Annotated in this window: 8 protein-coding genes and 2 pseudogenes; 8 read left to right on the top strand and 2 right to left on the bottom strand. The window is 63.5% G+C overall.

Annotation, left to right across the window (positions count from 1 at the left end):
* The 5 genes and pseudogenes from BRAS3843_RS04345 to BRAS3843_RS04365 form a co-directional block, all read left to right on the top strand.
* Positions 1–198, top strand: a pseudogene (locus BRAS3843_RS04345) (peptidylprolyl isomerase); the annotation flags it as partial.
* Positions 199–218: 20 nt separating this feature from the next.
* The gene (trpD, locus tag BRAS3843_RS04350) at positions 219–1,232 is read left to right on the top strand and encodes an anthranilate phosphoribosyltransferase (RefSeq protein ID WP_008967517.1); all 1,014 of its coding nucleotides are present in this window, start codon (positions 219–221) and stop codon (positions 1,230–1,232) included.
* A 27-nt stretch (positions 1,233–1,259) separates the two neighbouring features.
* A complete protein-coding gene (trpC, locus tag BRAS3843_RS04355) occupies positions 1,260–2,078 on the top strand; it encodes an indole-3-glycerol phosphate synthase TrpC (protein WP_008967518.1) in 819 nt (272 codons plus the stop codon).
* A 5-nt stretch (positions 2,079–2,083) separates the two neighbouring features.
* Positions 2,084–2,578: a cyclic pyranopterin monophosphate synthase MoaC gene (gene moaC / locus BRAS3843_RS04360; RefSeq protein ID WP_008967519.1), complete on the top strand. Its 495-nt coding sequence runs from the start codon at positions 2,084–2,086 to the stop codon at positions 2,576–2,578.
* Positions 2,579–2,724: 146 nt separating this feature from the next.
* A complete protein-coding gene (locus BRAS3843_RS04365; protein WP_008967520.1) occupies positions 2,725–5,439 on the top strand; it encodes an EAL domain-containing protein in 2,715 nt (904 codons plus the stop codon).
* A 253-nt stretch (positions 5,440–5,692) separates the two neighbouring features.
* Here BRAS3843_RS04365 and BRAS3843_RS04370 read toward each other — a convergent pair whose 3' ends face one another.
* Positions 5,693–7,024, bottom strand: a complete 1,332-nt coding sequence (locus tag BRAS3843_RS04370; protein WP_008967521.1) for a S41 family peptidase — start codon at positions 7,022–7,024, stop codon at positions 5,693–5,695.
* A gap of 39 nt (positions 7,025–7,063) precedes the next feature.
* Between BRAS3843_RS04370 and BRAS3843_RS41865 the strand changes: the two genes are divergently transcribed.
* The 3 genes and pseudogenes from BRAS3843_RS41865 to BRAS3843_RS04380 all read left to right on the top strand — a co-directional run bounded on the left by BRAS3843_RS41865 (position 7,064) and on the right by BRAS3843_RS04380 (position 9,423).
* A complete protein-coding gene (locus tag BRAS3843_RS41865; RefSeq protein ID WP_210161388.1) occupies positions 7,064–7,393 on the top strand; it encodes a hypothetical protein in 330 nt (109 codons plus the stop codon).
* Positions 7,394–7,469: 76 nt separating this feature from the next.
* Positions 7,470–8,606, top strand: a pseudogene (locus tag BRAS3843_RS04375) (alpha-hydroxy acid oxidase).
* Between the two features lie 187 nt (positions 8,607–8,793).
* On the top strand, positions 8,794–9,423 hold the full coding sequence (locus tag BRAS3843_RS04380) for an HAD-IA family hydrolase (protein ID WP_008967523.1): 630 nt from the start codon (positions 8,794–8,796) through the stop codon (positions 9,421–9,423).
* Between the two features lie 897 nt (positions 9,424–10,320).
* On the opposite strand, the gene BRAS3843_RS04385 is transcribed toward BRAS3843_RS04380, so the two are convergent.
* A partial coding sequence (locus BRAS3843_RS04385) for a HAMP domain-containing sensor histidine kinase (protein WP_035980814.1) occupies positions 10,321–11,875 on the bottom strand: 1,555 nt, incomplete at its 5' end.

An 11,875-nucleotide genomic window follows, 5' to 3' on the forward strand; every position in this document is an offset into this window, starting at 1 on the left:
ATCGTGTTCCGTGTCACCGATGTCACCGTGCCTCCAGTCGACCTCGCGTCGAGCGACGTCAAGAAGCTGAAGGACACGCTGCAGCGGGCCCTGAACGAGGAGCAGACGACGGCCTACGTCGCCAAGCTCGAGAAGGATATCGGCACCAGCATCAACGAGGCCGCCGTCGCCCAGGTGGTCGGCGGCAACACCCAGTAACGGACGTCTGAAGGCACGCGATGGACGATCTCAAGTCGATCATTGGCAAGGTCGCCACCGGCGCAACTTTGTCCCGCGACGAAGCGGCTGCCGCCTTCGACAGCATGATGTCGGGCGAAGCCACCCCATCGCAGATGGGCGCTCTGTTGATGGCGCTGCGGGTGCGCGGCGAGACTGTCGACGAGATCACCGGTGCGGTCAGCGTGATGCGAGCCAAGATGCTGCGGGTCGACGCGCCCGCCAACGCGGTCGACATCGTCGGCACCGGCGGCGACGGCTCGGGATCGGTCAATGTCTCGACCTGCGCCTCCTTCATCGTCGCCGGCGCCGGCATTCCCGTGGCCAAGCACGGCAATCGCGCGCTGTCGTCCCGTTCGGGCGCGGCCGACGTGCTGGCCTCGCTCGGTGTCAAGATCGATCTGAGGCCCGACCAGGTCGGCCGCTGCGTCCGCGAGGCCGGCATCGGCTTCATGTTCGCCCCGGCCCATCACCCGGCGATGAAGAACGTCGGCCCCACCCGCGTGGAGCTCGCCACCCGCACCATCTTCAACCTGCTCGGTCCGTTGTCCAATCCGGCCGGCGTCAAGCGGCAGATGGTCGGTGTGTTCTCCCGACAGTGGGTGGAACCACTGGCGCAGGTGTTGAAGAACCTGGGTTCGGAAGCCGCCTGGGTAGTGCATGGTTCTGATGGCCTGGACGAGATCACGCTGACCGGCCCGACCTTCGTGGCGGCGCTGGAACACGGCAAGATCCGCACCTTCGAGGTCTCGCCCGAGGAGGCCGAACTTGAGCACTGCGGCGGCGAGGCCCTGAAGGGCGGCGACGCGGCGGCCAATGCGGTCGCCTTGCAAAGCGTACTGGACGGAATGCCGAGCCCCTACCGCGATGTCGCCCTTTTGAATGCCGCAGCGGCGCTGGTCGTCACCGGCCGTGCTAAAACGCTGAAAGAAGGCGTCGCCATCGGCAAGGAGTCACTCGACAGCGGCGCCGCGGCGACACGGCTGAAGCAGCTGATCGCCGTTTCCAACGGCTAGACTGAATTCGACTGCAAGGCGCGCGACATGTCCGACATCCTTACGAAGATCGAGGCTTATAAGCGCGAGGAGATTGCGGCAGCCAAGCGCACGCATCCGTTGTCACAGCTCGAAGCCCTGGCCCGCGCGGCCACGCCACCGCGCGGCTTTGTCCAGGCCATCCGCAACAAGCACGCGGCCGGCGACTACGGCTTGATCGCCGAGGTGAAGAAGGCCTCGCCGTCCAAGGGGCTGATCCGTGCCGATTTCGATCCTCCGGCTCTCGCCAAGGCCTATGAGGCCGGCGGCGCCGCCTGTCTTTCGGTGCTGACCGACTCGCCCTCGTTCCAGGGCCATCTCGATTTCATGGTCGCGGCGCGCGCGGCGACATCGCTGCCGGTCTTGCGCAAGGATTTCATGTTCGACACCTACCAGGTGGTCGAAGCCCGCGCCCATGGTGCCGATTGCATCCTGATCATCATGGCCGCGCTCGATGATGGCGCAGCTGTCGACATCGAGGCCGCCGCGCTCGCCCATGGCATGGACGTGCTGATCGAGATCCACGACCAGGCTGAACTTGATCGCGCGCTCAAGCTCCGCTCGCCGATGATCGGCATCAACAATCGGAATCTGCGGACCTTCGAGACCAGCCTGGCGACCTCGGAGGCGCTGGCGCCGCTGGTACCAAGGGAACGGCTGCTGGTCGGTGAGAGCGGCATCTTCACACCGGCCGATCTCGCGCGTCTCGAACGCGTCAACGTCCAGACCTTTCTCGTCGGCGAGAGCTTGATGCGGCAAGCCGATGTGACCGCAGCTACGCGCGCGCTGCTCGCGCATGGCGAGCGCTCCGCCAGCGCCGCCGGTTAGGCGCCATGGCCGACGATCCCCTCGACAGCCCCGCCCTCACCCATATCGACCAGCGCGGCGAAGCGCGCATGGTCGATGTGTCCGAGAAATCGGCGACTGAGCGCATCGCGGTCGCCGAGGGCCGTGTCGTGATGAAGCGCGCGACGCTTGAGCTGATCATGTCAGGCAACGCCAAGAAGGGCGATGTACTCGGCACGGCGCGGATTGCCGGCATCATGGCCGCGAAGCGGACCTCGGACCTGATCCCGCTCTGCCACCCGCTGGCGCTCTCGAAGGTCACGGTCGAGATCACCCCGAATCCTGAACTGCCCGGCTGCATCGTCCAGGCCACCGTCAAGGTCACCGGGCCGACCGGAGTGGAGATGGAAGCGCTGACCGCCGCATCGGTCGCCTGCCTCACCATCTACGACATGATCAAGGCCGTCGAACGCGGCGTCCGGATCGAGGGCATCCACCTGGTCGAAAAGATCGGCGGCAAGTCGGGCCACTATCGCGCTTAGCTCTCTACGCGCACGCACCGCGCTTCAAGTTAACCGGTCGCTAACTGAACTTCCTAACCTGACCTCCACGGCAAGATGTAACCGTGGGTGGGAAGGGAGCGTTCCTGGACAATCTATCCGGGAACCGCGCGGAAACGTTCAGGACAATGGCGAGCGATATCAGTTCAACCACAGCGCTGAAAGCTTCGACGGCCCGCGGGGGTCCGATCCTTTGGCTCATCTTGGGTGGATTGATGCTGATCGCGGCCATCGCGATCGGTACCACGATCATGGCCGACAGTTTCCGCGAGCGCGCCCTGAACAGCACCACACGTGAGCTGCAGAACACGGTGCTTCTGCTCGCACGCCATTTCGACCAGCAGCTCGATGATCTCAGTGCGCTCCAGCGTGACCTCGGCACCTATGTCCGAGACAATCAGCTGACCACCCGCACTCTCTTCCAGGAGCGAATGGGAAGCGCCGAGGTTCACGCGATGCTCGTGGCCAAGGTCGGAGCCCTGTCCTATGTCGGCAGCGTGAACATCTTCGACGCCGACGGCAACCTGATCAACTCCACCGCCTCCTGGCCCGTGCCGCACGTCAACGCCGCGGACCGCGCCTACTTTACCCGCTTCCGCACCGATCCGAGCTCGCCGCAGATCCTGATCGAACCGGTCGTGAGCCGCGTGACCGGCGTGGTCACAACCGTCTTCGCGTTGAAGCTGACGGGGGCCAACGGCGAGCTTCTTGGCGTGATCGCGCGAGGGCTCGAGCCGATCAATGTCGAACGCTTCTTCGCATCTGTCGCCCTTGGCCCGGAAGCGTCGATCTCGATGATGCATCGCGACGGCACCCTGCTCGCACGCTATCCCCGCCATAACGGGATGGTGGGCCAAAATTATCGCGATGCGCCGATCTTCCGCCAGATCCTTGCCGGCGACGGCAACACGACGGGGATTTTTCACAGTCCCGTCGACGGCGTGCACAGGGTTGGCGCCGCGCACCGCTTGTCGAGCTATCCGTTGATCGTGACGGCGACGACGACGGTTTCGGCGGCACTTGCGGATTGGCGCGAGCAGATGCGCTATCTGATCGCGATGGGAACGATCTCGGTCCTGCTCATCGCAGCCATGCTTTTCATCGTGGTGCGAAGGCTCATGCGCGACCACGAGGCGTCGCAGCAGCGCCTGACCCTGGAGAAATTGCGGCTCGACAAAGCCGTCAACAACATGACGCAGGGACTTCTGATGTTCGATGCCAACGAGCGTCTGGTCATCTGCAATCAGCGCTACATCGACATGTATGGTCTCTCGCGCGATATCGTGAAACCGGGATGTCGCTTCTCCGATCTCATCGCGCATCGCAAGGCCGTCGGCTCTCTGGCCGGCGACGAGACGGCCTATGCTGCGTCCGTGCTGCGCGACATCGGGCGCACGAAGATCAAGATCATCGAAACGCCAGACGGACGGTCTATCCAGATCGTCGACGAGCCGCTCGCCGATGGCGGCTGGCTTTCGACCCATGAGGACATCACCGAACGGCGGCGCGCCGAGCAGCAGATCACGCATCTCGCCCATTACGACGCGCTGACTGATCTGCCCAATCGTGCGCTGTTCCATGAACGGCTCAAGCACGAGCTCGCCGCGCTCGCCCCCGGTCAGCGCCTGGCGCTGCACTACATCGACATCGACGAATTCAAGGGCGTCAATGACTCGCTCGGCCATCTGATCGGCGACGAATTGTTGAAATCGGTTGCCGCGAGCCTCGACCGGGCGGTCGGCGCGGCCGGCTTCGTCGCTCGCCTCGGGGGCGACGAGTTTGCCATCGTGCAGACCGCCATCTCGGCTCCCGACGACATCGTTCGGCTGGTGGCAACGGTGCTCGACACCATTCGGGCACCGCGCGACTGCCTGGGCCATCAGCTGACCGCGGATGCCTCGATCGGCGTGGCGCTGGTTCCCGAGCACGGCACCGCACTCGACGAGGTCTTGAAGAACGCCGATCTGGCGATGTATGCGGCGAAGGCCGCCGGCCGCCGTACCTTTCGCTTCTTCCAACCCGACATGGATGCGCAGGTCAAAGCCCGCCATCAGCTCGAGGTGGATCTGCGCCAGGCGATCGCCGACGGCGCGCTGGAGGTCTTCTACCAGCCCTGCCTCAGCCTCAAGGACGACCGGATCTCCGGCTGCGAGGCCCTGGTGCGGTGGAGGCACCCGGAGCGCGGCATGATTTCGCCGGCCGAATTCATTCCGATCGCCGAGGACACCGGACTGATCAACCAGATCGGCGAATGGGTGCTCGATGTCGCTTGCGCCGAGGCCGCGACCTGGCCCGATGACATCAAGCTCGCGGTCAACGTCTCGCCGGTGCAGTTCAAGAGCGGCACGCTGGCGCTGAAAATCGCCGGCGCTCTTGCAGGCTCCGGCCTGCCGCCACAGCGGCTGGAACTCGAGATTACCGAGGCGGTGCTGATCCGCGACGACGAGATGGCGCTGTCGATCCTGCATCAATTGCGCGCACTCGGGGTGCGGATCGCGCTCGACGATTTCGGCACCGGCTATTCGTCACTGAGCTATCTGCAGCGGTTCCCGTTCGACAAGATCAAGATCGACCGCTGCTTCGTCAACGACATCACGAACTCCCCGGGATCGGCCAGCATCGTGCAGGCGGTCGTCAATATTGCGGCCGTGCGCGCGATGACGACGACGGCGGAAGGGGTCGAGACCGAAGCGCAGCGGCAGGCGCTGCGTGCGCTCGGCTGTTCGGAGATGCAGGGCTACCTGTTCAGTGCGGCCAAGCCCGCGGCTGAACTGCGCAAACTGTTTGCCGCCTATCGCCCCGCCCGGCCCCAGAGCCGGCGCAGGCGCGCTGCCGAGCGGTGAGTGTTGGGCCTGGCCGGCGCCGAATGGAACAATCTCTAAATACCTCTACAATTTGAACCGATTATGCAGGAAAAGTTCAAACCCTAACCGGCAACTCCGCCCCGTCCCCGCTTGCGGTTGCACGGGAAACCGGAGATTATCAGCAATAGTCAGATACAACTCTGGCTATCAACGCCGTACACGTTGGTCGAAACCGCGACGGGACGGCCTCAATGGCCGCCCCGTCGGGTCCTAGTGGCAAACCGCGAAAGCCTCAGTTCGGCACGGCGTTCTTGGCGCGAACATCGGCATTAACGGTGACGCCGCGCAGCTGGTTGAAGGCTGCCTGCAGCGCCTTGTCGTCCTTCTCCTCCGGCGGCACGTAGGACTGCGACCCCGTCTGCTCGGCGCCGTCGGCCGACAGGTGGCCGCGCATCGACGCCTCGCCCCTGATGTCGGTGCGATCTTTCAGGTCATCAGGCACATCCTGCTTCACCTCGATATCGGGCGCGATGCCCTGGGCCTGGATCGAGCGCCCTGACGGGGTGTAGTAACGCGCCGTGGTCAGCGCCAGCGCGCCGTTGCCGGCGCCGAGCGGAATAATGGTCTGCACCGAGCCCTTGCCGAACGATCGCGTGCCGATCAGGGTCGCCCGCTTGTGATCGTGCAGCGCGCCCGCGACGATCTCGGAGGCCGATGCCGAGCCGCCATTGATCAGCACGATCAGCGGCTTACCCTTAATCAGATCGCCGCCATGCGCAGTGAAGCGCTGAGTCTCCTCCGGATTGCGCCCACGGGTCGAAACCACTTCACCCCGCGGCAGGAAGGTGCTCGACACCGACACTGCCTGGTCCAGCAGGCCACCCGGATTGTTGCGGAGGTCGACCACATAGCCGGCGAGCTTGTCCTGCGGAATCTCCTTGGAGATGTTCAGGATCGCCTTGCGCAGGCCGTCGGTGGTCTGCTCGTTGAACGAGGTGACGCGGATATAGCCGATATCGCCGCCCTCGGTGTGATAGCGCACCGGCCGCACGCGAATGACCTCGCGGGTGATCGCGATATCGAGCGGCGCGTCCTTGCCCTTGCGGATGATGGTGAGCTTGGTCTTGGTGTCGGCGGCGCCCTTCATCTTCGCAACCGCCTGCTCCAAGGTCAGGCCCTGCACCGCTTCGCCGTCGATCTTGGCAATGAGGTCGCCGGACAGAATGCCGGCCTTGGCGGCGGGCGTATCGTCGATCGGCGCCACGACCTTGACCAGGCCGTCCTCCATCGTGACCTCGATGCCGAGCCCGCCGAACTCGCCGGAGGTGGTTTCCTGCATCTCGCGCCAGGACTTGTCGTTCATGTAGCGCGAATGCGGATCGAGCGAGGTCACCATGCCGTTGATGGCGCCTTCGATCAGGGCCTCGTCACTCGGCTTTTCGACATAGTCGGCGCGGACGCGCTCAAACACGGCGCCGAACAGATTGAGCTGCGAATAGGTGTCACCCACCCCCGCGGCTGCCCGGGCACGGGCCACCAGGTGCTCGCCCTCAGGGCCGGTCACAAGCAAGGTGAGGCAGACGCCGGTCAGCGACCCTGCCAGGAACAACCAGTTTTTGCGCATGTGCTTTTTGCTTCCCGAGCTTGTTGGGTGCCCCGATGGATGAGATACGCGGCCACAGAACCCACCGCCAGCCTGATCGAAAGTCTAAGCTCACAACAGATTTCTGGTTTCTTCAAGGCTCGTTTCCGCGCGACCGAAAGGCCCTGCCGCTCGATTTGCGGCCAAACGGCCCCGCAACCGCGAAATTTGGCAGTGGCCGGGCCACTGCCAAACACGGCTGATTCGACAGCCTTTTTCGACGCTGCTCCCACGATCGGCAGCATTTATCAAGAATTCCGCGGCCCGGAGCAATCACATCTGCCTGACCTGCCGGGATTGCCGGTCGATTCGCCCCTTCCTCGCCCCTTCCTCGACCGTTCCCTGACCTGACGCGATTGGGGATGGCGCTGACAGCCCGGACGGGATAGGCGGTGAACAACAATGATGCGGTCAGGGAGGGCGAGCGATGAACGAACAAACCCCGGTCAAGCCCGGATGGAGAAACGTCGAGCTCGGTGCCAGCGACGAGCCGTTCCAGAACCTTCACTAATTCATCTCCAAGGCTCGCGCGCGGCTCAACCAGAACGCCTGGGACTACATCGTCGGCGGCGCCGAGACCGAGACCACGTTGCGGCGTAACCGCATGGCGCTCGACGAGATCGCGTTCCGGCCGCGCGTGCTCCGCGACGTGGCGCGGGTGAACGCCGCGGTCGAGCTGTTCGGGCGCAGCCTGCGCCTGCCGGTGATGCTGGCGCCGGTCGGCGCGCTCGAGATCTTCGATCCTGAGGGGGCCGCGAGCGTGGCGCGCGGAACCGGCCGCTTCGGCGCGGCTCACATGCTGAGCTCGGTCTCTGAGCCGGGACTGGAGAAGGTTGCAGAGGCCGCGCCCGATGCGCTGCGCATCTTCCAGCTCTACGTGCGCGGCGACGATGCCTTTGTCGAGGACTATGTCAGCCGCGCCATCGCCAGCCGCTACACCGCGTTCTGCCTCACGGTCGACACCGCCCACTACAGCCGGCGCGAACGCGATATCGCCAAGCGTTACGTCCGCGAGAGCCGGCTGCGCTCCACCGGCGGCGAGCATCAGAAGGCGCTGAGCTGGCGCACCGTGAAGCTGATCAAGGACAAGTTCAAAATCCCGCTGATCATCAAGGGCATCGCGACCACCGAGGACGCGGTGATCGCGCTCGATCACGGTGTCGACGGGATCTATGTGTCCAATCACGGCGGCCGTCAGCTCGATCATGGCCGCGGCGCCATGCACGTGCTGCCCGAAGTGGCGCAGGCGGTGAAGGGCCGCGCGAAAATCATCGTCGACGGCGGCTTCTGCCGTGGCAGCGACATCGTCAAGGCGCTCGCCTCCGGCGCCGATCTGGTCGGCATCGGACGCCTGCAATGCTGGGCGCTGGCCGCCGCCGGCGAGGCCGGGATCGAACGGATGCTGGAACTCCTCGAAGACGAGGTGATCCGCACCCTCGGCCTGCTCGGCGTCACCTCCTTTGCCGAGCTCGATGGCTCGTATCTGCATCCGGCGACCGCAACCAACGCGCCGAGCGTGTTCAGCGCCTTTCCGCTGGTCGACATCGAGCCGTACCGCTATTAGTCCTCCTGCATCAAAACTTCCGTCATTCCGGGGCAGCCCGTCAGGGCTGAACCCGGAATCTCGAGATTCCGGGTTCGATGCTATCGCATCGCCCCGGAATGACGGAGAAGAGGGCGCTCGATCGAGCTTGTGCAGCATGATTCATGCTCTACCGACCTGACGGATGGTCAAAAGGCCGTACACCCACATGCCCCTTCTCCGCCTCTCTCCCGGCAGCGCCGATGCGCTGCTGTTCGATCTCGGCCGCGTCCTGATCGACATCGACTTCTCCAAGGCGGTCGCCTGCTGGGCCGGCCACGCCGGCTGCACCGCGGATGAGATCGCCGCGCGCTTCGTGCATGACGAGACCTATCACCATCACGAGCGCGGACACGTCAGTGACGCCGACTTCTTTGCGAACCTGCGCAGCCTGCTCGGCATATCCATCACCGACGCCCAGTTCCTGGAAGGCTGGAACGCGATCTTCGTCGGCGAGGTCCCGGGCATCGCGCCGCTGCTCGCGCGCGCTGCCGAAAAGCTGCCGCTTTACGTGTTCTCCAACACCAACCGGCCGCATGTCGAACATTTCTCGCCGCGCTATGCCGAGCTCCTGAGCCATTTCCGCGAGATCTTCCTGTCGTCATCGATCGGCCTGCGCAAACCGGATGCGGCAGCGTTCGACCATGTGGTCCAGGCGATCGGCGTGCCGGCCGGGCGCATCGTGTTCTTCGACGATCTCGCCGAGAACATCGAAGGCGCGCGGGCGCGCGGACTACAGGCCGTGCAGGTGCGATCGTCGGCTGACGTCGCCGCGACACTCGATGCGCTGGGGATATAAAGACCTTGCTCATTTGAATTTCGATCTTTTCGCAAGGCGCTTCAGCATACTCCCTGTCGTCCCTGCGAACGCATGCGAACGCAGGGACCCATAACCACAGGGCGTTGTTATCGGTGAGAGGCTCGACCCAGTGCCGCTCGAAATTAACGGCGGCGGCCATGGGTCCCGGCGCAAGGCCGGGAGACACCGAGCGTGTTGCGCGGCAATTCCACACATGACCTCACCTTCCCGCGGCAGATGCTGCCCGAGTTGTGCTCATTACACTCGCCCTCGAATACAGAGGGCGCAGGGAATGCCGGGTGAAGGCCTCACCCATGGCCCGCCTGCAGCAAAAAAGCAGGCGGCAGTCACCACAGGTGCAGCCGAACATCCGGCATTCCCTGCGCGATGTTTGACGGGTTATACGCGCTCTCCTCGGGGACCGGCTTTCTTGCCTCCGCAGCGTGATGCGAAGCATCATCGCAGGCGCAACGCGTGACGCGCTGCGCACGACCTCAGCACCGGGAGGTCAGGACCACACGATTTCGCCGTGCGCCCGGATTGTTCGTCGGCGTGACATCACGCTGCAACCCGATGCGCCCACCGCCTCCCCGCCTCGCGTATCGTGACGACCGCGCGTACGCCCCTCATGCCGAAGCAGGATGGCGAGAGATAAGCACGTTTTCTGAAAAAACGAAGCAGAAAAATTTTCCGCGGAAGGACTGGACAGGCCGAGTCACGTTGAACTCGCTGGCGATCTCTGCGTTTTGGCGCATACTTTCTGAGATCGATTTGCCTGAGAGCGATCTCTCCGGCTTCGCACGATCTCCGGTCAGCAGACCGATCGATCGGCTCGATCGTCTCTACCCTAAAGCCGTCACTGCCACGCTCGGAAAGGCTGACTCGGACGAGGATCAATCATCTCGAGGCAAGCGGCAATTCGACGTGAAACGTCGCGCCGCGAGGTGCTTTGTTCTCGGCCCATAATTTGCCGTCGTGGGCATCGAGAATGGTTCGCGCGATTGACAATCCCATGCCCATGCCGTCATGCTTTGTCGAAAAAAATGGCTCAAATATTTCGTCGACGTGGCCGACCGCAATGCCGGGACCCTGGTCGGATACCGAGAGGCGCGCGGAATTTCCGGCACGTGCAGTCGTAATCGTGATCGTGCGCTCAGCACTCGGCATCTCCGACATGGCATCCATTGCGTTTACTACCAAGTTCAGAATGACTTGCTGAAGCTGGATTTCATCACCGTTCACAGGAAGAGGCGTCGCCGCAACGAAGCTCGTGAGGTTCACTTCACGCGCGACTGCCAATGGTGAAAGAAATCGCATCGCCTCCCGGGCAACTTCATCGAGGTCAATTCGTTTGGGTTGGAACGGCGCTTTTCTCAGCAGCAGCCGAATTCGGCTGATGACTTCGCTGGCGCGCACGTCGTCATGGTGAATGTCGGCGAGAATCTCGCTGATCTCGTTCAGATCGAACTGGGGAGACTTGACCACCAGCTCCGCTGTCTCGACGTTGGCAAGAATAGCGGCGAGCGGCTGGTTCAGCTCGTGCGCGATGGTCGCGGTGAGTTCACCGGCCATGGAAAATCGGTTGATGTGGGCCAGTTCTGCCGATCGCTTTCGCGCTTGAACTTCGGCTTGGACGCGACGGCGCCGTTCAAACAGAAGGCCGAAAATCAGCGCTCCCTGGACCAAGAGCAGCGCGAACATCAGGGCAAGCTGCGAGCGATACTGCTCCCAGACCGTCGGCTCGCGAAACAGAACTCGGCTGCCTTCCGGGAGCCGATCCTCGCTGATCTTCCAATGCTGGCGCTCCCGCCAGTCATATTGCGGCAAGTCAAGTGTCAACGGCGGTATGTTGAGACTGCCCGGCATCTCGCCTTTCAGGATGCGGACACTGGCTTCCGCTATTCGCCGCCCCAATTCCGAGGTGGACATCAGAGGCCCGCCAACAATGCCCTGTCCAAGGTAGTTCTCGACATAGCTGAAGATCGGCGCATTTGTAGCCGCCCGGAGTCTCGGTATCACGGAGTCCCGATCCAACGGGACGCCGGCGGCATCGACGCGAAGATCAACAAACAAAATGGCGGAATGTGGCGGAAGCTCCGCCACCCTTTGCAGCATGTCTTCGAACCGCAAGTCGTTGAACCATTCGAACGAAAGTCTGTCGGCGAACCGCTGCGACACACGGCGAAACTCCTCAGTCCAGAACCGCTCCAGGGGCGAAGCGCCGACCGCCCATGCGATATGGGTGGTGTCCGGGAGAACCTGCAGAACGTTTTCGATCCATTTCTTGAAGTCCAAACTGACCACGACAGGCGCATCTTTCGCGGTGAGCGTCTCCGACTTGATTGCGCGTTGCTCAGGCCCGCCGATGACCAGTGGAGTGGACGGGAAAAACTCCTCTCGGTACTTCTGAACGAAAAATGCGGCCGGAGCGCCGATCGTGACGATCAAATCG

The sequence above is a fragment of the Bradyrhizobium sp. STM 3843 genome, assembly GCF_000239815.1.
GTDB lineage: Bacteria > Pseudomonadota > Alphaproteobacteria > Rhizobiales > Xanthobacteraceae > Bradyrhizobium.

Excerpts from the sequence above, each read along its gene's own strand:
- trpD (WP_008967517.1), top strand. The coding sequence starts at position 219 with ATGGACGATCTCAAGTCGATCATTGGCAAGGTCGCCACCGGCGCAACT.
- BRAS3843_RS04370 (WP_008967521.1), bottom strand. The coding sequence starts at position 7,024 with ATGCGCAAAAACTGGTTGTTCCTGGCAGGGTCGCTGACCGGCGTCTGC.
- trpC (WP_008967518.1), top strand. The coding sequence starts at position 1,260 with ATGTCCGACATCCTTACGAAGATCGAGGCTTATAAGCGCGAGGAGATT.
- BRAS3843_RS04380 (WP_008967523.1), top strand. The coding sequence starts at position 8,794 with ATGCCCCTTCTCCGCCTCTCTCCCGGCAGCGCCGATGCGCTGCTGTTC.
- BRAS3843_RS41865 (WP_210161388.1), top strand. The coding sequence starts at position 7,064 with ATGAGATACGCGGCCACAGAACCCACCGCCAGCCTGATCGAAAGTCTA.
- BRAS3843_RS04365 (WP_008967520.1), top strand. The coding sequence starts at position 2,725 with ATGGCGAGCGATATCAGTTCAACCACAGCGCTGAAAGCTTCGACGGCC.
- moaC (WP_008967519.1), top strand. The coding sequence starts at position 2,084 with ATGGCCGACGATCCCCTCGACAGCCCCGCCCTCACCCATATCGACCAG.